The sequence below is a fragment of the Kitasatospora sp. NPDC002551 genome (assembly GCF_040296005.1).
In the GTDB taxonomy this organism is placed as follows: Bacteria; Actinomycetota; Actinomycetes; order Streptomycetales; family Streptomycetaceae; genus Kitasatospora.
This window is the reverse complement of record NZ_JBEOWI010000088.1, coordinates 1-21,687: the sequence shown is the minus strand read 5'-3', so window position 1 is coordinate 21,687 and position 21,687 is coordinate 1. Positions and strand designations below refer to the sequence as shown.

The 21,687-nt window shown below is 72.4% G+C and carries 19 protein-coding genes and 3 pseudogenes; 13 read left to right on the top strand and 9 right to left on the bottom strand.

Translation table 11 applies throughout. The features are described 5' to 3' along the window. Window positions 1-543: 543 nt before the first annotated feature. Entirely contained in the window at window positions 544-747 is a 204-nt protein-coding gene (locus ABT093_RS38270; RefSeq protein WP_350572101.1) for a hypothetical protein, read from the bottom strand. 868 nt (window positions 748-1,615) lie between these two features. Between ABT093_RS38270 and ABT093_RS38265 the strand changes: the two genes are divergently transcribed. Continuing rightward, a complete protein-coding gene (locus ABT093_RS38265; protein ID WP_350572100.1) occupies window positions 1,616-1,990 on the top strand; it encodes a hypothetical protein in 375 nt (124 codons plus the stop codon). 848 nt (window positions 1,991-2,838) lie between these two features. On the opposite strand, the gene ABT093_RS38260 is transcribed toward ABT093_RS38265, so the two are convergent. Both ABT093_RS38260 and ABT093_RS38255 read right to left on the bottom strand, forming a co-directional pair. Further along, window positions 2,839-3,258: a hypothetical protein gene (locus ABT093_RS38260; RefSeq protein ID WP_350572099.1), complete on the bottom strand. Its 420-nt coding sequence runs from the start codon at window positions 3,256-3,258 to the stop codon at window positions 2,839-2,841. 241 nt (window positions 3,259-3,499) lie between these two features. Further along, window positions 3,500-4,099, bottom strand: coding sequence for a TetR/AcrR family transcriptional regulator (locus ABT093_RS38255; protein WP_350572098.1), 600 nt, complete (start codon window positions 4,097-4,099; stop codon window positions 3,500-3,502). A gap of 58 nt (window positions 4,100-4,157) precedes the next feature. Between ABT093_RS38255 and ABT093_RS38250 the strand changes: the two genes are divergently transcribed. After that, a complete protein-coding gene (locus ABT093_RS38250; protein ID WP_350572097.1) occupies window positions 4,158-4,988 on the top strand; it encodes a class I SAM-dependent methyltransferase in 831 nt (276 codons plus the stop codon). A 531-nt stretch (window positions 4,989-5,519) separates the two neighbouring features. After that, window positions 5,520-5,708, top strand: coding sequence for a hypothetical protein (locus tag ABT093_RS38245; protein ID WP_350572096.1), 189 nt, complete (start codon window positions 5,520-5,522; stop codon window positions 5,706-5,708). Window positions 5,709-6,735: 1,027 nt separating this feature from the next. Here the strand turns inward: ABT093_RS38245 and ABT093_RS38240 are convergent. Continuing rightward, window positions 6,736-7,101, bottom strand: a complete 366-nt coding sequence (locus ABT093_RS38240; protein WP_350572095.1) for a hypothetical protein — start codon at window positions 7,099-7,101, stop codon at window positions 6,736-6,738. Between the two features lie 141 nt (window positions 7,102-7,242). Here ABT093_RS38240 and ABT093_RS38235 point away from each other — a divergent pair, with 141 nt between their 5' ends. The 4 genes and pseudogenes from ABT093_RS38235 to ABT093_RS38220 all read left to right on the top strand — a co-directional run bounded on the left by ABT093_RS38235 (window position 7,243) and on the right by ABT093_RS38220 (window position 10,232). Beyond that, complete coding sequence (locus ABT093_RS38235; RefSeq protein ID WP_350572094.1) at window positions 7,243-7,602, top strand: hypothetical protein; 360 nt, start codon at window positions 7,243-7,245, stop codon at window positions 7,600-7,602. Beyond that, window positions 7,599-8,636 carry a hypothetical protein gene (locus tag ABT093_RS38230; RefSeq protein ID WP_350572093.1) on the top strand — a complete coding sequence of 346 codons (1,038 nt, stop codon included), beginning with the start codon at window positions 7,599-7,601 and terminating at the stop codon, window positions 8,634-8,636. The genes ABT093_RS38235 and ABT093_RS38230 overlap by 4 nt, the downstream gene beginning before the upstream one ends. Then, window positions 8,633-9,022 (top strand): roadblock/LC7 domain-containing protein, encoded by a 390-nt coding sequence (locus tag ABT093_RS38225; RefSeq protein ID WP_350572092.1) that lies wholly within the window; start codon window positions 8,633-8,635, stop codon window positions 9,020-9,022. The genes ABT093_RS38230 and ABT093_RS38225 overlap by 4 nt, the downstream gene beginning before the upstream one ends. A gap of 89 nt (window positions 9,023-9,111) precedes the next feature. Then, a pseudogene (locus tag ABT093_RS38220) lies at window positions 9,112-10,232 on the top strand (IS630 family transposase). Window positions 10,233-10,311: 79 nt separating this feature from the next. Here ABT093_RS38220 and ABT093_RS38215 read toward each other — a convergent pair. Together ABT093_RS38215 and ABT093_RS38210 are read right to left on the bottom strand one after the other, a co-directional pair. Beyond that, on the bottom strand, window positions 10,312-10,686 hold the full coding sequence (locus tag ABT093_RS38215; RefSeq protein WP_350572091.1) for a hypothetical protein: 375 nt from the start codon (window positions 10,684-10,686) through the stop codon (window positions 10,312-10,314). 212 nt (window positions 10,687-10,898) lie between these two features. Beyond that, window positions 10,899-12,050 carry a serine hydrolase domain-containing protein gene (locus ABT093_RS38210; protein ID WP_350572090.1) on the bottom strand — a complete coding sequence of 384 codons (1,152 nt, stop codon included), beginning with the start codon at window positions 12,048-12,050 and terminating at the stop codon, window positions 10,899-10,901. A 207-nt stretch (window positions 12,051-12,257) separates the two neighbouring features. On the opposite strand from ABT093_RS38210, the gene ABT093_RS38205 reads away from it, so the two are divergent. Together ABT093_RS38205 and ABT093_RS38200 are read left to right on the top strand one after the other, a co-directional pair. Further along, the gene (locus ABT093_RS38205) at window positions 12,258-14,741 is read left to right on the top strand and encodes a helix-turn-helix domain-containing protein (RefSeq protein WP_350572089.1); all 2,484 of its coding nucleotides are present in this window, start codon (window positions 12,258-12,260) and stop codon (window positions 14,739-14,741) included. 442 nt (window positions 14,742-15,183) lie between these two features. After that, window positions 15,184-15,720 (top strand): GNAT family N-acetyltransferase, encoded by a 537-nt coding sequence (locus ABT093_RS38200; protein ID WP_350572088.1) that lies wholly within the window; start codon window positions 15,184-15,186, stop codon window positions 15,718-15,720. A gap of 203 nt (window positions 15,721-15,923) precedes the next feature. Here the strand turns inward: ABT093_RS38200 and ABT093_RS38195 are convergent. Further along, window positions 15,924-16,391, bottom strand: a pseudogene (locus tag ABT093_RS38195) (transposase); the annotation flags it as partial. Between the two features lie 366 nt (window positions 16,392-16,757). Further along, window positions 16,758-17,285: a hypothetical protein gene (locus ABT093_RS38190; protein ID WP_350572087.1), complete on the bottom strand. Its 528-nt coding sequence runs from the start codon at window positions 17,283-17,285 to the stop codon at window positions 16,758-16,760. Between the two features lie 359 nt (window positions 17,286-17,644). Between ABT093_RS38190 and ABT093_RS38185 the strand changes: the two genes are divergently transcribed. Further along, window positions 17,645-17,812: a hypothetical protein gene (locus ABT093_RS38185; RefSeq protein WP_350572086.1), complete on the top strand. Its 168-nt coding sequence runs from the start codon at window positions 17,645-17,647 to the stop codon at window positions 17,810-17,812. Between the two features lie 21 nt (window positions 17,813-17,833). Here the strand turns inward: ABT093_RS38185 and ABT093_RS38180 are convergent, their stop codons facing one another. After that, window positions 17,834-18,502: a TetR family transcriptional regulator gene (locus ABT093_RS38180; RefSeq protein WP_350572085.1), complete on the bottom strand. Its 669-nt coding sequence runs from the start codon at window positions 18,500-18,502 to the stop codon at window positions 17,834-17,836. A 219-nt stretch (window positions 18,503-18,721) separates the two neighbouring features. Between ABT093_RS38180 and ABT093_RS38175 the strand changes: the two genes are divergently transcribed. The 3 genes and pseudogenes from ABT093_RS38175 to ABT093_RS38165 all read left to right on the top strand — a co-directional run. Continuing rightward, window positions 18,722-20,284: an ABC transporter substrate-binding protein gene (locus ABT093_RS38175; RefSeq protein WP_350572084.1), complete on the top strand. Its 1,563-nt coding sequence runs from the start codon at window positions 18,722-18,724 to the stop codon at window positions 20,282-20,284. Window positions 20,285-20,566: 282 nt separating this feature from the next. Then, a pseudogene (locus ABT093_RS38170) lies at window positions 20,567-21,235 on the top strand (tyrosine-protein phosphatase); the annotation flags it as partial. A 264-nt stretch (window positions 21,236-21,499) separates the two neighbouring features. Then, on the top strand, window positions 21,500-21,687 hold a 188-nt coding region (locus ABT093_RS38165; protein WP_350572102.1), incomplete at its 3' end, for a family 1 glycosylhydrolase.

Genomic DNA, 21,687 nt, shown 5'->3' with positions numbered 1-21,687 from the left:
CAGACCGAGCACACACACTCATGCCCCCCACCCCAACAACGACCCCACCCGAGAAAAGCCCACACTCAACCAAACCCAGCACCCACCCACCCACCCACCACAAACCCGCAAACCCGCAAACCCCAGCAACCCCACAACAAAGCCACAAGGGCAGCAGGGGCGGGCATGGCGAGCCGGGCCGAACGGCCTCGGCATCGGCGGCGGCGCCTGGCCAGAGGTGACGTCATACCGACGGCTCTGCCCACCCGACCCGGCCACCCGACCCGGCCACCCATCCCGGCGATCTCCCGAACGGAGTAGCCGCGGGCCGGTGAGGACGCGCCCGGTCTCGATCCTCACCGGCCTGTGACCCGCGCAGACTCCCGGAAGTCCACCTACGTGCCGGCGTTCCCGAAACGGTGGAGCTCCACCTCGACACCCCGCTCACCGGCGAAGTCCGCAATACCCTCGACCGCCGCCGTCAGCGTGGTCCTGAGCCGCTGGAGTTCGGGTGCACGCAGCCGCCTGTCGGCCGCGGCGTCCACCGCCCGCCAGGCCGCCTGGCTAGGCCGCCTCCAGCGGGCCGAACTTCTCCTCGTACGCGACAACACCGTCCAGCGTGAAGGCGCTGCCGGTCTGCGCGGCCATGTCCAGCTGGGCCGTGACCGAAATGAGGTCGCCCACCAGCTTCACGTGAGCCACCCCGATCTTCCGGCTGAGCAGAATCTCGGCCAGCACCGCGTTCCCGTGCTCCTCCCCGTCCAGCACCAGTTCTCCCCATCCCTCGGCATCCTGTCGAGCCGGCGGACAGCGCCCGCCCGCCACCGGCCCCTCCGACGGCTGTGCCACCGATCATCCAACCCCCGCTCCCGGCGGCCACACTCGAGCCCGCTCGCCACAGCCCGAAAACACGGCCCAGCCCCTCTGCGGCATGCGACACCGACCCCAGGGAAGCGGCGAGAGCACGGGCGAGCGCCGGGCACAGCAGGGTGAGGGCGTCGGTGGGGGTGGCGGACAACAGCGGGATACCGTCGGCGGCGTCGACAACCGGGCTGCCGGCGACCGACCAGGGCGACCCAGCTGCCCGCATCGTCGTCTACCTCGGTCCCTCCCGCCAGGACACCCTCGCCGTCCCCCCCTGCCCGACACCCCCACGGCCAACGCCTGCGCCAAACCCCCACCCCCACACCGGCGCCGGAAGAAGCGGCAGCGCCCCAGGACACAGCGGACTCTGACCGCGCGCAGGGCAAGCACCGCACACCCCGGCGAGCCAGCGGCGACGTGCCCGCGGCCGGCCCCGTAGCAGGACAGCGCCGACCACCGGGCCGACCGTCCCGCTCCAGAGCGCGGCGGCAAGCGGGCCCGCCGCCGTGTGCGGCACAGCGCCGACACGGCCCAGCACGCCAGCGAGCGGCGCGTACTGCGCGGGCCGACCTACCGCCAGAGCCCGGCCACGGGCCGGCCCTTCCCCTCGCCGGGACCGCCGGCGGTCGGGGCGCTGACGACGGTGGGACCGCAGCCCCTCTGCGGGACTTCCTGCGGATTCACCGCACGCGGGCACCCGTCGTGGCCCATGATGGTGATCCGCCAGGCCGCACGACAGCCGGCACAGGTCAGGGGGAAAGGGATCGCGCGCGTGGAGTTGACCAGCACCGGCCTGCACGGTGTGCCCTGGCCGGAGCTACTGCCCGACCTGCGCCCCGCCCTCATCGTCCCCGCCACACCCGACCGCCTCCCCCACCCCGGCGACGGCTGGACCCCCCACATGCCCGAAGACCCCGACCCCGCCTGGTCCGCCCACCTCGACAGCCACCGCCTCACCATCCACCGGCCCGGCAACCACACCTGGTACGACGGCCCCATCACCGCCAGCCGCGAATGGCACCGCGCCACCCGCACCCACCACACCCTGCTACTGATCACCGGACCCTTCACCGGACCCCACGACCTGAACACCGCCGCCACAACCGGCCACCTGCTCCTCCTCACCGTCCCCATCCGCCTCGCGTAGCACCCCTGACCCCGCATCCGGTCTGTCGAAGCCACCCGCGGCCCGAAACAGCAGCGGGCTCAGCACGGCGGCAGGCACGGAACAGCAGCGGGCTCAGCACGGCGGCAGGCACGGAACAGCAGCGGGCTCAGCACGGCGGCAGGCACGGAACAGCAGCGGGCTCAGCACGGCGGCGGGCGCGGGACGGCGGCCTGGCCCTGAACCGGTCGGCGGACCGGAGCAGCCCGAACCAGGCGCGGAGCGGCGTCGGCGCCGCCCGGCAGAGACCCGGCCCTAGAGACCCGGCCATCGCCGGCCTCGCCGACACTCTCCCGGCCTGACCCCGGCGGCCCGCAACGACGGCCGCAGCGCGAGCAGCGCGCGAGCGGGAACGGGAACCGGCCCGGCGGGCAGCCGGCGCCCGCAACAGCCTCTTCAACGGGCCGCGGGCGGTGCCCTGTTGCCGTCCCGCCCGTCCCGGCCGGCAACCGGGCACCAGGACCACCCGCCCGTTCCCGGACAGGAACTCCCCGCCTCGCGCAGGCGTCGCTGCCGGGCACGCCCAGCGAGCGGGGGCCCGTGACCGCCAAGGCGTCGCGGCACGACGGTCGCCGTTGTGCGCGCGACCAGTCCTGGAAGAGGACGCGCAGGCGCCGCGGAACAGCCCGACGCGCTCCCCCGCGACGGGGGTGCCCGTGCAGGCCCCGCCGTACGCACGACGCCGCCGTACCCGGGCATCTCCAGCTTCCCGTTCGACAGTTCGCCGCGCGGTATGCCGGCCGCGCGCAGCAGTTCCTTGATCCGCCTCCCGCGTTCCTGACGGCCGTCCAGGGCGTGGCCGAACAGTTCGGCCTTCGCCTCGCTGCTCCTCAGGTCCGAGAGGCCGCGAGGTGTATCCGCAGGCAGCGGTGGACCCGCTCGCGGCGCGAGGCGGGGGCGAGAGCAGCCACACGGCCCGCCCGGCGTTCTCCGCAGCGGCCCGCAGCGGGGTGAACGGGGCGGGGGTGGGCGGCAGCATCTCGCGGTGGCCGTCGTTCTCGGTACCGCTCACCAGGGCGGCCGGCCAGGGCCTGGAGGTGGCCGACGGCCACGACCAGCGCGTGGTGGGCACTGAGGGAGAGCTGGTGCGGGCCGGTGTTCGCGTCGTCGTCGGCGAGCGCGCTGCCCGCCTGGATCTCCCATCCGGGCCGGGGGCCGGTGGTGTGTTCGCCGAGCGGCGCGACGCGCTCGAAGTGGCGCAGCAGGGCGTGCGGGAGGAGCGCCTCGTCCACCTCGGCGGGGATCGTCATGGCCACTCAGGGCAGGGCCCCGTCAGGCGGTGATCCAGCAGTTCGCCGCCCGCACCGGACCGGCTCCACACCCCGAGCCCGGTGCCCGCCCCTCACAAGTGCGCCGCCGGCGTTCAGCTGATCGAGCGGCCCAGCCCCCGCGCAGCCACTCCCGCGGGCGCCGCTCCCGTCCACGAAGCAAAGGATCTGCTCAGCCTCCTGGACGTGGTGGAATCCTCGGTCACCTGTCCGGCGGCCCGACCTACGACTGGGGTGGTCGCAAGGCGCCGGCGATGACGGTGGTCACCATCTTGCGGACGGCGGCGGTCTGCGGTGGGGCGCTTGTCCGGTCGGCGGACAGCAGGTGCCCGGCCCCGACGAGGGTGGGGGCGAGTGTGTCGATGTCGGCGTCACCGGCCAGGCGCCCCAACTCCCGCTCGGCGGTGAGGTATGCGGCGATCATGGCGGTGCCTTGCACGGCCAGCGGGATGCCGGTCAGACCGGCCTCGCGCAGCCGGGCGCGGAGGCCGTCGCGGAAGGTGATGAGCGCGACGATTGACACCGTGACCGGACCGAACAGGTCCTGCAGGGCGTCGGTGAGGTTGTCCACCACGCTCCCGGTGCCGGCGGCGGCACGCAGAGTCGTGGTTCGGTCCTCGATGCCGCGGACGCGGTCGAGGACCAGTTCCGCCAGGAAGGCATCGAAATCGGTGAAGTGCCGGTGCAGTACACCCTTGGCACAGTTCGCCTCCTCCGTGACCGCCCGGCTGGTCAGCGCGTCGGGCCCGTCCCGGAGCAGGACGCGCTCGGCGGCTTCGAACAACTGGCCTCGCACGTTGTGGATGTGCACCCCTGACGGCATGGTCTCCCCTTCCGCGCCCCGCCTTAACAAGTGGGCAACCGCCCATTAGTGTGGGCGCATGCCCACTTTATCGCAGGGACAGCCCGACGAGTCCGGGCCCGAGCCCCACCGCCACCGGCTGACAGCCGAATCGTTCGGCGTCGACGCCGAACGCTACGACCGCGCCCGACCGCCTTACCCCCAGGCCCTGATCGACAGGATCGTCGCCGCAAGCCCCGGTCGGCACGTCCTCGACGTCGGAGCCGGGACGGGCATCGAGGCCCGGCAATTCCAGGCGGCCGGCTGCACGGTGCTCGGTGTCGAGCCCGACGAGCGGATGGCCGCCTTTGCGCGACGCAGCCGCATCGAGGTCGAGGTCTCCAGGTTCGAGGACTGGCAGCCGGCCGGGCGGCAGTTCGACACGGTCATCGCGGGCACCGCCTGGCACTGGGTGGCCCCCGTCGCCGGCGCGGCCAAAGCGGCCCAGGTACTCCGGCCCGGCGGCCGGCTCGCTCCCTTCCACCACGTCCCCCAGCTCCCGGCCGAGGTGATCGACGCCCTCGCCGAAGCCCTCCAACGGGTCGCCCCCGATTCCCCGTTCAACCCCGGCCTGCTGAGAGGATCGGCCGTGGACGCATACCAGCCACTGTTCGCGAAAATCGCCGACGGAATCCGCCGGACCGGCAGCTTCAGCGAGCCGGAACAGTGGCGCTTCACCTGGGAGCGCACCTACTCCCGAGACGAGTGGCTCGACCAACTCCCCACCTTCGGCGGCCTCACCCAACTCCCCGCAGACAAAATGGCGGAGGTCCTGGACAGCGCCGGAACCGCGATCGACGAGCTCGGCGGCCACGCCACCATGCCCTACACATCCGTCGTGATCACCTCGACCCGCTCCAACACGGCCTGACCACCGCAAACGTCGGGCGTCGCCGGGCACGAGCAGACCGCTGAACCCGGCGACGCCCCCAGGAGGCGGGGCAGGCCCTCCGGCACCCCGCACCGGACCTCAGACCAATGGTCCGTCCCGGTGGGCCACACGATCGCCAAAGACCAGCCGACCGTCCCGCTGCTGACGCGACGTGGAATCCAGAGCTCTAGCAGGACTCGCCGCCACAGGACCCGCTGCCAACGGAGCGGCTCAACCTACGGCGTGGACGGTCTCGGCCAGGCGCTCGAGTGGTTGGCTCGCCGACAGCGCACACGCGCTCACCGGCCCTGCCCCTGCCCGGCTGATGCCGAGCCGGGACGGGACGGGCTGGGCTGGGCTGGGCGGCGGTGAACACCCCGCCCACGCCCGACACCGCCACCCAGCCGACCGCCGCGAACACCGACAACAGCCGAACGAGGGCGGACATGACGTCGGCGAGCGACAGCAGCCGCCACCCCAGCACGGTGGTGCCGAAACCCATGACGAGGCCCGCGGCATGTGGAACCGCCGATGATGACGTGCCAGGCGTGCGGGCGGAGGGCCGGCCGGAATCCGTCCGGCCGCTGCCCGTGGTGCTGCTACGACCAGGACCGCGCCACCGACGACGAGCAGCGGGCGATGCTCACCGCCGCGCCGGAGGCGTTCGCATGCGTCGCGGGCATGGCTTACGGCAGGCGTCTGGACGGGGATCCGCCGTGACACCGCCGATCCCGCTGCCGGTCGACGTCGCCCCCGCCCGGCCCGTCACCGGCTTCCCACCGGCCCGGGCCCGAGCCTGGAACCCAAGCGGGCCAGCCGGCGGGCCGCGCTGCGTACCGGTCTCGGGTCCGGGCCCCGCGTGTTCAGCCGACACGGCAACGACCTCACCCGGGCCATGGCCGACGTTGCCCGGGCCGCCGAGCAGGTGGCAGCCGCGGTCCTCGACGGCGAGCCCGCAATCCGTCGACGCCTCGCCCCCGCTCATCCCGGACCGGGATTGCCGGACGCCCCGGGAACGCCGCCACCCGCGCCGCGCCGTCCGGCCGTTGTCGCGGGCCGGGCGGGCGGGCGCGATCATCGGCGGATGACACCGGGCTGTGCACTGGTCCGGCTCGACGGGGCCGACTTCGCGGGGTACGCCCTGATCCCGGAGGAGGCCCTGCCCGGCTGAAGCGGTAGAGAGGTCGACGACAGAATCGGCGAGTACGTGGCAGCCATCCGGTACCCGGGGCGGGACGTCCTCGCGTTCGGCGCCGAGCCACTGCCGTCACCTGGATTCCCGGGGTCCGCGTCCAACTGAACAGCGTTGGCGCTGGACGTCGGCGGTACCCGTCGGACTCCCCCGGCTTCCCCTGCCATCCGGCGCGCGGCTCGGCGGCGTGCCTTCGTGCCGCGCGCGCGGCGTGGTCGAGCCGATTCCGCGGCACCGCCGAAACACCGGCGCTCCGGCGGTTCGACCACGGTGTTCCGGCGTTCCCTCGCCGGCCGGAACAGCCGGGGCGGATATGACGTCCAGTCATCGGGAAGTCACGCATTTCCGTGGCCGGTGCACACCCGCGATACTCGCGGCCCGATCCCCACGGGCGGATCCCCGTAGTCGGTTCATCACGCCCCGCATTCGCTCTGCCCGGAATTCCACGCGCGGCACGCGGCCCGCACGGGCCTTCCGGACAGGGCATTCGGGCAGGGCATTCGGGCAGGGCTTCCGGGCGGGGCGCGGACACCCGGGCCGCGGGCCCGGCCTCGGCTAGACGTCGAGAGCGGCCTCGATGCGCTTGAGACCGTGCCGGGCGAGTGCAAGGTTGGCGCGCGAGCGGTCCAGCGCCAGGTAGAGGAAGAGCGAGCCGTGACTGCGGGTCAGCGGGCGGATCAGGTGGTACTGGGTGCCGAGGGTGATCAGGATGTCCTCGATGACATCATCGATCGACAGCGCGGCCAGGGCGCGTATCTTCGCACGAACGACCTCGGTGTTGGCGGCGGCCGCAATCTCCAGGTCGAGCTGCTGCCCCCCGCCGAGGAGCCCGAGTGACATACCGCTCTCGTAGTCGGCCACGGCCGCTCCGATGGCCCCCTCGATGGCCATCGCGTCCTTGAGTGCGTCGTCAATGTTCATGCGCTGTTCGTCCTTTGCGTGACTTCCGGGCAGAACTCCCGTGTGCGGGAACAAAGTAGCAAGAAGCCGCCGGTTGTGGTCACCTCGTGAAAATGATGGAATAAAGTACGCTACCGGGGTTCAGAACGTGAAGGGGTACTGGTGCGCGCACTCGAAGCTTCCCTCGCCGATGTGCTCGGCTCCCCCGGAGTGGTCGGTGCCGCGCTCGTCGACGCCGTCACAGGTCTCACCTACCAGTCCGCCGGGGACCACCGGCTGCTCGGGACCGGGGCCGAACTCGCCGAGCTGACCAGCCTGATCGGCGAGCGGCTGTACGAGGCAGGGGCGGAGAGCGAGTTGGAGAGCCTGGTGGTCACCAGCACCCGCCATCACCAGGTCGTCCAGGTGGTGCCCCGGAAGGGCGACCCCCTGCTGCTGGCCACCGTGCTGGACCGCGAACGAACCAACCTGGCGCTGGCCGCCCGCCAGAGCGCCGACCGCGCGCAGGACTTGCTGGCATGACCGGCCCGTCCCACGACACGGCGCCGCCCGCCCTGCCCGCGGCTCCCACGACGCCGGCTCCGCCCACCGCGCGCAACGTGCCCGCGCTGCTGCTCGCGCTGCGCCGCACGGAGTTCACCGGCTCGGTCACCGTCTCCAGCACACCGGGCGGCACCATCCACCTGGAGCAGGGGCTGGTCTCGGCGGTCGAGACCCCCGGGGCCCCGACCGCCGAGACCCTGCTGCTGAAGTCCCGGCGCGTCGGCGAGCAGGAGTGGGCGTCCGCCGAGACGGCCGCGTCAACCGGCCGGCCGGCCGACGCTCCCCCGGCCCGGGGCGGCGACCTCGGCACGGCCCTGGTGGCCCAGGGGACGATCAGCGCCGCCGAACTCGAAGCCGTCTGCGTCGCCGCCGCCTTCGACGGAGCCTTCGCCCTGGCGCTGAGCCCGCCCGGCAGCTGGGAGACCGCCGAGGCGGCGCCGCCTGCCAGGATCGCGCTGCGCCCGGGCATCGAACCGGAGCGGCTCTTCGAGGAGACCGCCCGGCGCACAGCCCTGCTGACCCGCCTCTGGGGACCGCCCGGCGAACTGGCCCGCATCCGGATCCGCCCTGCCACCCGGCCCGAATCCGGCGCGCCGCGGATCCCGGTCCGCCACCGGGAGATCCTGGCCGCCGCCACCGGCCGCCGCACCGCGCGCGACCTCGCCTTCACCCTGGGACGCGGCGTGTTCGCGGTGCTCGTCGACATCGTACGGATGGACGCCCGGCACCTGCTCCACCGGGAACCGGCGCACCCCGCTCCCCCGGCACCGAGCGTGGCCCCGCGCATACCGACGAACGAACCGCCACCGGCCAGCACCGGACCACTGCCGCGCCGCGTCCGCAGCGGACCCGGCGCACGCGGTCCCGGCAGCCCCAGCGGCCCCAGCGGACCCGGCCACCTGCCCGCCCGACCCGAGAGAGCGGCGGCTCCCGACGGTCCACCGAACACCCACCGCGCCGAACACACCGCGCGCACCGAGACGACCGAGCAGAGCGAGAAGAGCACACCATGAGCAGCCAGACACCGACCGCCGCGCTGGTCGACGAGTTGAAATCCCTGCGCGACCGGGTCATGGGCATCTCGGAGAGTGTCATCTCCACCACCGACGGCCTGCTGGTGGCCGCCGACACGGCCGCCCTCCACCCCGAATCGGCCGCCGCCCTGTCGGCCGCCATGCTCGGCCTCGGCCGACGCACCGCGGCCGAGACCGGCGTCGGCGGCCTACGCGACGTGGTCACCCGCTGCAACAACGGCTACATCGTGGTCCTCGCGATCGGGGAACAGGCACTGCTGATGATCCTGGGAGACGAGGGCCTCGACGTCCCCGGCCTGCACCGCGAGTCACCCGCCACGATCCACCGCCTCAGCGAACTACTCGGGATAGCCCCCACGCTCTAGTGCTGTGACCGCATAGGTTCACCGGGTTGGCGCCACGGGGCCTTCGGCCGGTTGGATGTCGCGAGACGTTCAGCTCGGAAGGAGCCCCGGTGGCGGAGCCGGTCAGGGGTTCGCAGGCTCACGGAGCAGGAAGGCCGGCAGTTACAGCGGATCGTGCGTCGGGGCAGCACGAACACGGTGCGCTACCGGCGGGCGATGATGCTGCTGGCCTCGGCCGGGGGAAACCGGGTCCCGGTCATCGCCCAGCTGGTCCAGGCGGACGAGGACACGGTACGGGACGTGATCCACCGGTTCAACGAGATCGGCCTGGCCTGCCTGGACCCTCGCTGGGCGGGAGGCCGTCCCCGCCATCTCAGCACTGACGACGAGGACTTCGTCGTCCAGACGGCCACCACCCGCCCGACCCGGCTCGGCCAACCCTTCACCCGCTGGTCGATCCGCAAACTGCTCGCCTACCTGCGCAAGGCCCACGGCCGGGTGATCCGCATCGGCCGCGAGACACTGCGCTGCCTGCTCGCCCGGCGCGGTGTCACCTTCCAGCGCATCCGGACCTGGAAGGATTCCACCGACCCCCGACTTCGACACCAAGATCGAGCGGATCGAGCACGTCCTGGACCGCTTCCCCGACCGCACGTTCGCGTTCGACGAGTTCGGCCCGCTCGGCATCCGGCCCACCGCCGGCAGCGGCTGGGCCGAACAGAACCGGCCCGACCGGCTCCCGGCGACCTACCACCGCACCCATGGCGTCACCTCCTTCCACGGCTGCTACCCGGTCGGCGACGACACCCTGTGGGGCGTCAACCGCCGCCGCAAGGGCACCGAGAACACCCTGGCCGCGCTCAGATCGATCCGGGCCGCGCGCCCGGACGGCGCCCCGGTCCACGTGATCCTGGACAACCTCTCCGCCCACAACGGCAGGAAGATCCCGCGCTGGGCGAAGCGGCACAACGTCCACCTGTGCTTCGCCCCGACCAACGCCTCCTGGGCGAACCCGATCGAGGCGCACTTCGGACCGCTGCGGCAGTTCACCCTCGCCAACTCCAACCACCCGAACCACACGGTCCAGACCCACGCGCTGCACGCCTACCTGCACTGGCGCAACACCAGCGCCCGCCACCCCGACGTCCTGGCCGCCCAGCGCCGCGAGCGCGCCCGCGTTCGCAGCGAGAAGGGCATCCGCTGGGGCGGCAGACCCCCCCTCGCCGCGTGATCCAGCAACCCGGCGAACCTATGCGGTCACAGCACTAGCTGACGGACCCGTTGCTTGTGTTCGGATTCAGCCGGGCCGTTCACCTGGGCCGCTGTTCGTTGTACGCCTTCCATGCGTCGGCGAGGGCGATCAGGTCGTCGACGCTGTTCATACCCAGCAGCGTCAGTACCGTCACGGCGACACTGAACATTGCCGTCCAGTATCTCGCCCAGGAGAAGTTTCCCCGCGCGGCCCATCTCTCCAAATGGTTCGAGATGCTCACGAGAAGGAAGGCGGGCCCGACGAACAGAGCGACAATCAGGAGTCTCTCATTCAGCGTCGACTGTTCACCGAGCGGGATCTCCAGGGCGATGACGACCTTCGTCGACAAGGCGAACCCGGCGACAAATCCCAGGAGGAGCCAGAGAAGCGTTGCGACAAAGTTGTCCCCGCCTCCGTCGCTCTGTTCCGTCACTGCGTACCCCCGACTCATGTCTGTCTCAGCGGTTCGTGCGACGGCATCACCGGTGGCGTCAGGGCCTTTCGGTACTGCCATCGACCTGATATCGCACCCCGAACACGGCGCGTGGACCCGGCGCGGTGCACCGCGGGCCCCACGTGAATGGCGGAGACCGCGTCGGACACCCCGCCCGACCGGGCTCGGGCCCAGTCGGGCGTCGCCTGCCGTCAGGAGTCCTGGGGGGCGTCCTCGCACAGGGCCGTGTCCATGACCTTGTAGAGGGCCGCAGTCGGAAGCGCGCCGAACTGGATGGCGGCGTTGGTGACGACCGAGGCGTGGCGGCCGTCGTCGGTGACCAGGGTGTAGCTCTGGTAGCCCGGCACGACGCCGGAGTGACCCCACGCGGTTCCGCCGCAGGGCAGGGCCCGCCGGTGCAGGCCGAGGCCGTAGGCCACCGTCGGGTTCACCTCCAGGGTGGTGCGCATCTCGGCAAGGCTCTCCGGGGCGAGCAGGGCTCCGCCCGCCAGCGCCCGGTGGAAGGCCGTCAGGTCCGCCAGGGTGGAGACCATGCCGCCCACACTGCTGTAGAGCGAGGAGTCGTAGTCCGTCACCGGGGTCCACACCGAGAAGGGGCCGAGCCGGGCGATGTGGTAGCCGTTGACCGCGGGAGCGGGCAGGGCGCGCTCGCCGGGCGCGGGGAAGAGCGTGCGGGTCAGGCCGAGCGGGGCGATGGCCCGCTCGGTCACCGCCCGGTGCACCGGCTGCCCCGTCAGCTTCTCGATCAGCAGGCCGAGGACGTAGTAGTTCGTGTTCGAGTAGGTGAAGCCCGCGCCGGGCTCGGCGACCGGGGGCACGCTCAGCCCCTGCCGGACCAGAGCCGTCAGGCTGTAGGCGCCGTCCGGCTCCGGCCGCGGCGTGCTCACACCGGGATAGGGGTTGTACGGGGCGATGCCGCTGGTGTGCTGGAGGAGCTGGCGCACGGTGATCCGCGCGCCGTCGTAGCCGTTGCCGGCGACGACGCCGGGCAGATGGTCCGCGACCGGCGCGTTCAGGGCGACCCGGCCCTCCTCGGCCAGCTGGAGCACCACCACCGCGACGAAGGTCTTCGTCTGGCTGCCGACACGGAAGTACTCGTCCGGCCCGATCGGCAGGTCGGCGCCGGCGGTGCCGGTGCCCGCCGACAGCGTCCAGGACCCGCCGAGGGCGCCCGCGTGGACCGCGGCGCCCGGACCGGCCTGCGACTGGAAGGCCCTGAGCGCCGACAGCGTCGCGGCGTGGCCGCCCTCGGCCGGGACGGCGCGCGCCACCGGGCCCGACAGCGTCAGCACCGCCGCGCACACGGCGCCGGCGACGGGGGTGAACCTCGTGCTGCTCCTCATCACCATGGTGTCCGTTCCTCCGGAAAGGGGTCCTCGACGTCCGCCGCGACGGGCGACAGCGAGCCGCCGGCGGGGTGCCGGCCCGACCACGATGCGGTCCGCCCGGCCCCGAAGGACAGGCCACAAGGCGGCCATCGGGGACCGGCCACGAATGGCCGGTCCCCGCGCTACGCTCGGTGCACCGGACTTGACCGAGGGGACGGGGAAATGCGAAGAGAAGTGGCCCGTGAACTGGGCGAGTTCGTGCGTCAGCTGCGCCGACGCGCCCAGCTCACCCAGGAGCAGCTGGCGGACCGGTCCGAGCTGAGCGTGCGCACGGTCCGCCGACTGGAGACGGGCACGTCCTCCGACACCCGGCTGAGCACGCTGCACCACCTGGCGAATGGGCTCGGCGTCTCGACGGAGGAACGCGAACGGCTCACCGCGATCCTTGACAGCGCCCGGCCGGAGCCCGTCGGCCCGCTCGAGTCCGCCGGCCGACCACCGGCTCGGCCGGATCCCACCGATCCGCCGGCCAGTCCGGATCCCACCGGTCCGCCAACCGGGCCGCGGCCGCCGGTCCCGGACCCCGCCGCCCCGCACGGGCCCTCGAACGACGCGATCGCCGACGCCGCCGCGTCCCTGGCCCGCGAGGTCCGGCGCCGCCTACTGCGGGAGGAGCAGCACCGACGGGTGCACGACCCGTTCCCCCTGCCCGTGCGGTACGGTCCGGCCCCCGCCGACCTGATGGACCGCCCGGAGAACGTCCAGCGCCTGCGGCCGGGAGACGCGCCCGAGGACCTGGACCTGAACGGCGAACTGGGCAACGTGGTCGCCACCTACCGGGGCGTCACGTCGCGGCGGCTGGTCGTGCTCGGCCGGCCCGGTTCGGGGAAGTCGGTGCTGGCCGCCAGGTTCGCCCTCGACCTGCTCTCCTCCGCCCCCCTCTCCCGGGTGCCGGTGGTCCTGGGCATCGGCGCCTGGGACCCGGACCGCACCGCGCCGCGGGACCTCCTGGTCGACCACCTCCAGCGCGACCACCCCCACCTGGCCAGCCGGATGCCCGACGGGTCGACGCTGGCCGCCGCGCTGGTCGACGCCGACCTGGTCCTGCCGGTCCTGGACGGCTTCGACGAACTGGCCGAGGACCTGCGCGAACCGGCGCTGGAAGCGCTCAACTCGACATCCCTGCCGCTGGTGCTGACCAGCCGCCGGGACGAGTACGCCCGGGCGGTCCGCGCGGTCGGCGCCCCGCTGGTGTGGGCGGCCTGCGTCGAGCTCGCCGACCTGGGCGCCGAGGACCTCGCCGCCTACCTTCCCCGGACCGACCGCCGCGCGCCCGCCCCGGGTGAGGACGGCGGGCCGGAGCTGTGGGACGCCGTCCTGGAGCGCTTGCAGGCTCGGGACACCCCGGCGGGCGTCCGGCTCGGAGAGGTCCTGGGCACCCCGCTGATGGTCACGCTCGCACGGACGATGTACGCCAGGCCCCACCGACAGGACCCCGCCGAACTCCTCGACGCCACCGCCTTCCCCACCCCGCGCCACCTGGAGGAACACCTCCTGACGGGCTTCGTCCCCGCGCTCTACCGCCACCGCGCCGCCGAACGGGGGGAGACGGAGCACGGACAGCGCGGCCACGACCCGGCCCGGGCCCACCGCTGGCTGGGCCACCTCGCGTCCGCGCTCGACGCCCGGAACCCGGGCGACCGGCAGGACCTCGCCTGGTGGCGGCTCGGTGAGTCCGTCCGGACACCGACGCGCGTCCTGCACACCGTGCTGGTCTCCGCCCTGTGCATGACCGCAGCCCTCTGCCTCGTGGAGTCCCTCGGCCAGGCTTTCCTGTACACCAGCGGGTTCGACCCGGCACGGCTCCTGCTCCAGGGGGCCCTGGCCGGACTCCTCTCCGGGACCACCTTCGGCCTCGCGCACTGCGCCCTGGCCGTGTCGGGCCGCGCTGCGGCCCTCCCCTCCCGGGTACGGCTCGCGCTGCCGACGGCATGGCGCCCGGCCGCCCGCAGACCCGGCGAGGTCCGTGCCCGCTTCAGGGCCGGACTGCTGGGCGGCTCCGTCCTGGGAGTCGGCTACGCCTGGGCCGACATCCTCGTCCGGGCGATGTGGGACTGGCTGCCGGACACGGGACTGGCCCGCACCGCGACCGACAAGATGCTGGCCTTCGGGCTGACCTTCGGCCTGACGGCCGGGCTGGTCTTCGCCCTGATCGCAGCACTCGAAGTCCCCGTGGACACCACCGCCGCGGCCACACCGTCCGGCCTGCTCGCGGCTGACCGGGCCGCCGCGCTCGGCCAGTTCCTGCTGCTCGCCCCGGCGATCACCCTGGGCTGCGCCCTCGGCGGCTCGGCCATCGTGGCCCTGCTCGACCTGGCACTGCCCTGGTCGTTCACCTGGCCCCTGACCGTGGCCCTGCCGCTGGCAGCCATCGGCGGACTGGGCGGCTCGGCGTCCTACGTCCTCGCCTTCACCGCCTGGGGCCAGTGGCTCACGACGGCCCGCATCTGGCTGCCGCTGACACGCCGACTGCCCTGGGACGCCATGAACTTCCTGGACGACGCCCACCGCCGCGGCGTGCTGCGCCGGACCGGAGCCGTCTACCAGTTCCGGCACCAGAGCCTCCAGCAGGTACTCGCCCGGCCGCGCCCGGGTGCCGACCCCGGACGGCGACCGGCCGTCGAGCCGCCCGGGAGGAGACGCTGACCGTGGCGACCAGCACGGTGAGCTAGCTTTCGACCCGGGAACCCCCGTGCCCGACAACGCGCCACGCGGTCGCCCGCCCCGCACCACCCGCCGTTGCCGCCCGGGCGCCGACGACAGGCCCACCAGAGGCCCCGCCGGCCCACCGGCGCACAACGCCGCGCTGTTCGGCCGGCCGGCCGATCAGCGCTCCGCTCCTGCCCGGTCAAGCAAACGTAGAAGTCCACCCGGAAGCGTGACAGCTCCGCGCACAGATCGCGCTGGACTGCCCGTTGCAGCCGCAACTCAGAGACCCGATGCAGCACCGTCCAGTACCGTCAGGAAAAGGGACCCATCCTCCATGCCCAGGACCGCCCGGCATCGAGTACCGAGCGTCCACGATCGCCAGGACCGACCCCGCACCCCATGACACGACAGCGCGTCCACCCGTGAGATGGTTAGTGCCATGACAGATGGCGCAACTCCCGACAGCGCGGTTGTACTTGAGACCAGTCGCCTCCTGCTCAGGCCCTGGCGGGTCACCGAGGCTGCCGTCCAGCATGAGCTGTGGACCGAACGTGATCCACGAGTACCACCGCACCGCCGAATCAACGCAGACGGACACCCCACGGTCGCGCAGCTCGAGGAATCGATTCGCACCAACCAAGTGTGGTCGACCGGGCTGCTGGCGATCGAGCGGAAAGCCTCTCACGACGTCATCGGCTACTGCGGACTGGTAGACAACGGGCGAGGACCGGCAGGCGAACCGGAACTGGCATTCGAGCTGCTACGCCGAGTCTGGCGCCAGGGATACGCGACCGAGGCCTCGCTGGCGGTTCTGGAATGGGCGAAATCCTCCGGATACGAACGCCTGTGGGCCACAGTCTGGGACTGGAACACCGCCTCTCGCCGCGTTCTGGCCAAGGCCGGATTCACCGAAACCGAGCGGAAAGAAGTGAACCCGGCACACGGCACCACCCTGTTCACCACAAAACGACTCTGACACCCCGATACTTGGCCACGCAGACGACCCAGTACAGCACCGGCAAACGGCAGGCGACAGCGTCCCCACACAACCGACAGAAGCGGACGCAACACACACCCAACGCCAGGACACCCGGACACCACAGCCGCCGACCAGACCCGCGGCGACCCAGACCAGCATCAAGGGCCTGCCGGGCGTTCAGCGGTAGTGAAGACGGGGACGTAGGCCTCGGCCAGGTCTGCGGAGATCTCACCATGTGTCAGACCGCGGGCGGACAGCGAGAGCACCATCTCGTCCACCCCGGACAGGCGCCGCTGGCGCTTGCGGACCAGCTGCGGCTCGAACGAGCCCTCCCGGTCCCGGGGCACCTCGCTGTGCACCGGGCCGACCTCGGTCAGCACGGTCTTCGAGCGCACGCCGTTGCGGGAGTTCCCGCTGCCGGCTCCGGCCGGATCGTGTTTCTCGTAGCCGAGGTGGTCGGTCATCTCGCCTTCGAGGGCGGACTCCAGGATCTTCTTCGTGAGCTGCTGGAGCAGGCCCCCGGTGCCGGTGAGCTGCAGCCCGCTCGCACGGGCCCGGTCGACCAGCTGCCCGATCAACTGGTCGTCCAGGGCATCCGGCCGCAACTCCACCGGCCGCACGGCCTCCAGGGCCTCCACGGCCTCGGCCGAGACGGTCACGTCTGTCATCAGGTGCTACTTCCTTGATCGGGAGTCACACCGTTCTTTTACAGCCCCCGGACGAAGCTCACGCCGGGCCAGCTCGCGCGGCTCGCCGAGCACGGTGTGGAGTGGGCGTAGCGGCTGAGCGGCCGGTGGCGGTAAGTAGCTGGGCCCGCGAAGGCCAGGAGCCCGCCGCCCTGTGGGGTGACGGGCTCCTGGCCGCTGTTCTCTACAAGGCGGCCGAGCCACTCCGCGATGTCGTGGATCTCTGCGAAGTGTGTCCGACGTCCTGCTCTCCCGGGTTTCGCCGAGGTGTCGGGGTGGGCCGGGGGCCGGTCGGGACGGCTGCGGCCGCGTGACCCGGGGTCTTGACTCGGGTCGGACGGTGGGGGCTCACAGCAGGATCTGCAGGCTGACGGCGGCGGTCAGGGAGGTGTAGCCGGTCGTCAGGCAGATCAGGGGGTTGGGCGCGGGGGCGGTGGCGACCTGGAGGACCGTGGAACCCGTGAAGCGGCCTGCGGTGACGGTTCCGGAGTTGGTGACCACCAGGGTGCCGGCGATGTTGGACACCGCCCTGGTGTAGGCGTACGTGGTGGTGGAGCCGTCCGCCCAGGTGATGGTCTGCGTGCCGGGGGCGGTCGACAGGAGGTCGATGCAGGAGTAGTCGGGCACGGTGACGTGCACGTGGGCGCTGCCGGGCAGGATTTCTTCGTGGCCGGGTGCCACACAGCCGATGTTGTAGGAGGAGTCGACGGTGACCTCGGTGTCCCGCGGCGTGGCGGTCAGGGGCGGGTTGTAGGCGTTGTGCACCGTGCCTTCGCAGGACACCTGGAGGACGTGGGCCTGTGCCGTCGTGGGCGCGGCGAGGCCGATCAGGGCGAGCAGGAGTGCGACGACGAGCAGTTGCCGTTTTCTGGACACGTTTCCCTCCGGAACCGTGAATGATTCGCATGCTGTGCGAACCGTGGTCCGCCCCGGCATGAGGCGGGGCTGAGGGAAGTATGAGTCGTGACGGTTCCACATTCCAGGGCTGGCGTTGTCCGCTTGGGGTGGGGAGGTGCGCACGGAGCGTGTTGCCGGTCCGCGCGCCTTTCGTGCGGGCCGGTCGCGCCGCCCGCGAAGGCGGGGCATGCGTTGCCGGTCGTTCGTGTGGGGGCTTGGCGGTTGGAGTCCGCCCGGGGCTGGGTCCTGGGCGGCTACGGTGCCGTCCTGGCCTTCTCCTTATCGACGCCGGACCAGATCCTTCGCGCCGCCGGGCACGTCCTGGGCCAGCGCGGCCAGTGCCGCACAGCTGGGCGCGCGGCGCCGGGTCCGATGCCCAGGCGGTCGGTGACCTCGCCCGTGCCGTCCTCCAGGCCATGCTCTCCTTCACCGGCGACGGCGACGACGAGACCGAGGTGAGGACGCTGTTCGACTTCCTGCGGGCCGACGCCCTGGCCCACTCCTGACCGACGCGTGCCAGGTCCGGGCTACGGCCGGACGCGGCGAAGCACGGGCGAGGCTGCGTCCGTGCCGTCGCCGCTCGTCCGGCCGCTCCGGGCCGTGGTGGACAGGATGTCGCGGAACGCGTCCGCCCAGCTTCCCTCAAGGGCGTGGTCGTCGCCGAGGAGAACTTGACGGCGTGTCATTGCGGCCAGCGCCCCGCCGAGTGCGAACGGGCGCAGGTCGCGCAGGGGGTCGACGCCGAGCCGGGTGGCGGTGATGTCGGCCGCGCGCTGCGCGAAGTTGTCGATCTGAAGGATCGCGTAGTCGTGCACGGTGCGGATGCCGAGGAATCGTCGGCGCAGCCTGCGGCGTCTTTCGGTGTCCTCGGCGGGTTCCTCGAGCCGGCCCTGGGTGGCGTCGAGGGCGTGCACGAGGGCCTCCCACGGGCCGAGGTTCGCGGGGGCGGCGGCGAAGGCGTCGAGGATGGGTTCGCCGAAGCCCCAGCCGAAGAGGAGTGCTTCCTTGGCGGCGTAGTAGCGGAAGAGGGTGCGGCGGGCCACGTCGGCGCGCTCGCAGATGTGCTCGATGGTGGTCCGCTCGAAGCCCTCCTCCTCGAACAGGTCCAGTGCTGCCGCCCGGATCACCTCGCGGGTGCGCGCCTTCTTGCGGTCGCGCATCCCGACCGCGACCGGTGCTGCTCCCGGTTCGTCCATGTTTTGCCCCGTTCCCGGCCCCGTACCGTCCGGCGGGGCTGTGCCGCCCGGCCGGGGTCACGTAATCACGGGTGGCCGGTGGTGCTCAAGGCGGGCGCCGGGACGTCGGCATTTCGCCACGAAAAGTTTGCACTAGTGCCACTTGGCACTAGTGCCACTTCTCTATGGTGGGTCGCGACGGCAGCCGAACGGGCACGCCTCCGAGGAGACCGAGGAACCATGAAGCGGCACAAGCACGTTCTGGCAGCGGCCATCTGCACCGTCGCCCTCGCACTCACCGCCGGCGCCTGCTCGGCCGCCGATGACGCGCTGTCCGGCGGCTCCGCCCAGGCGGCCCCGGGCTCCGACGGCCCGGCGACCGACGGCGGCACACTCAGAATCGGCCTGGACCGCCCGTTCACCAAGCTCGACCCGGCCGACGGCACACTGACCACGCAGCCCGTGCTGGTCCTGGCCAACGCGCTGTACGACCCCCTGATGGTCAACGGCGACAACGGCACCGTGAAGCCGTACCTGGCCAAGGCGTTCACCCCGAACACCGACGCCACCGCCTGGACACTGGAGCTGCGCGAGGGCGTGACGTTCAGCGACGGCAGCCCGCTGGACGCCCAGGCCGTCGCCGACCACGTCGCCCGCCTGTCCAAGCCCGAGAGCAGGTGCTCCTGCGCCGCCGACGCCGCCACCATCAGCGGAACCACGGTGAACAGCCCCACCACCCTCGTCTTCACCCTCAAAACGCCGAACGCGACCTTCCCCAACCTGTTCACCCGCTCCCTCGGCTACGTCTCCCGGACCCCGGCCGGCGACGCACCCGCCGTCGGCTCCGGCCCCTACACCGTGGAGAGCGTCCAGCCGGGCGTCTCGGTCACCGTCGCCCGCAACCCCTCCTACTGGGGCGACAAGGCCCACGCCGACAAGATCGTCTACAAGGTGCTGACGGACGTCGACAGCCGCTACCAGTCGCTGCGCTCCGGCGACCTCGACCTGAGCTGGTCCGAAACACCCTCCCAACTCAAGCAGGCCCCCCGAGACGGACTGCGGGTCACCACCGGCCCCAGCGCCACCTCCACCATCCTGTTCAACACCAAGGCCGCGCCCTTCGACGACCCCCGGGTCCGCCAGGCCCTGCAGTACGCCATCGACCGCGAAGCCGTCGAGAAGGTCGTCCACCTCGGCCAGGGCAAGGTCTCGGACGGCCCGATCGGCTCCGCTTCCCCCTACCGCGCCGCCGGTGCCGCCGACTACCCGGCCCACGACCCAGCGAAGGCCCGCGCCCTGCTCGCCGAGTCCGGCCACCCCGACCTCTCCTTCGAGTACCAGGTCGACAACCGCCCCGAAGGCCAGCAGCGCGCCACCGTCATCCAGCAGATGCTCGGCGAGGTCGGCGTGAAGATGACCATCAAGCCGATGGACCCGGCAGCCCTGGGCACCTCGCTGGCTCAGCGCAAGTTCCAGGTGCAGGGCTTCGTCACCAGCATGTTCGGCGACACCGACACCGCGCTGAGCACCCTGTTCAGCGCCGACGCCCCCTACAACTTCACCGGCTGGAGCGACCCGAAGGCCGAACAGGCCATCGCCGCCGGACGCGCCGGACTGGACCAGGCCCAGCGGGCCGCCGCCTACAACGAGGCCGCCAAGGCCGTCGTCGAGCAGGCCCCGATGCTCTTCCTCACCGAGAACCCGGCCGGCTTCATGGCCACCACCAAAGTCGGCGGCCTGCCCGACCTCTCCAAGCGGACCGTCGTCAACGTCTCCCCGGCCACCCTCTGGCTGAAGCCGTGACACCGCCCGCCCCGCCCTCACCGGGCCGGGCGGCCCGGGCGCCGCCACCCACCGCCGGCAGCCCGCACACCGCCGGGGGAACCCGGCCACGAACAAGCACCCCTACTCCCTGACCCGCCCCGGCCCGAGCCGGCCGGACACCGCTCTCCTCGGCCCCCGTGCCCCACGGCGTCCCTGACACCCCGGCGCCGAGACCGTCCCCAGCGCCTCGCCCGCCGAGACGACACGCGGACGCCGCCGGCCCTCCACTACACAGCGCCCCCGCACCACCGAAAGGTCCTCATGTCCCTGCTCAACTTCCGCGACCCCGCCTGGCAGTCGGACCCCGACCACACCTGGATCCGGCCCGGCGTCCTCTTCCGCTCCGCCCAGGCGTTCCCCAGCGCCGGGCCCGACACCGTCGCCCAGCTGCGCGACGCGGGAATCCGCGCCGTCGTGGACCTGCGCTCCGCCGGCGAACGCGAGCCGGCCGACTGGACGGCCGTCGAAGCCGCCGGGATCACCGTCGTCGACGCGTCCCTGGCCCCCGCGGCGGATTCCGTGGACCGCCTGATGACAACCATGCGCTCCGATGCCGACCTCGGCGCCTTCTACCTCGCGTTGGCCGAGTCCTCGCCGGCCGCGATCACCACCGCCGTGCACACCATCGTGCGGCACGGCCCGGCTCTCGTGCACTGCGCGGCGGGCAAGGACCGCACCGGCCTCCTCGTGGCACTCCTGCTCGACCTGCTCGACGTACCCGCCGAACGCATCGCGGCCGACTACGCCCGCTCGGCCGACGCCGTACCGCACGTCTTCGCCGCACTGGCCCAGCGCCCCCGCGCCATCCCGCTCAACCGCGCACCGGATGCGGCCGACCGGCAGCCGACGCTCCCCCCGCTCCTGCTGCAGGCCCCGCCCGAGGCGATCCTGGCGTTCCTGGAAGGCATCCGGGCACGCCACGGCAGCTCGCAGCAGTTCCTCCTGCACTGCGGCGTCGACCCGGCCGACCTCCGCGCCTTCCGCACCAACGCCACCGCCACCGCCCCTTCCGAAACCCCCGCACACCTCGCCCCGTCGGAGCCGCACGCACCCCGGCCGGCCGGCGAGTCCGGCACCGAGGCCGCCCGCGAGGACGTCCCCGTCGACACCGAGGACCCGCCCTCCTGCTGCGGCCACCAGGCCTACGCTCACGCGGGCGACCGCGTCAGCGGCGCCCCCCTACCGGAAGGGTTCCTGTTCGGAGCCTCGACCGCCGCCCACCAGATCGAGGGCAACAACACCACCAGCGACTGGTGGGCCTTCGAACAGCGCACCGGCTCGTTCATCCCCGAGCCCAGCGGCGACGCCGCCGACAGCTTCCACCGCTGGCCCGAGGACATGGACCTGCTCGCCGGACTCGGCTTCAACGCCTACCGGTTCAG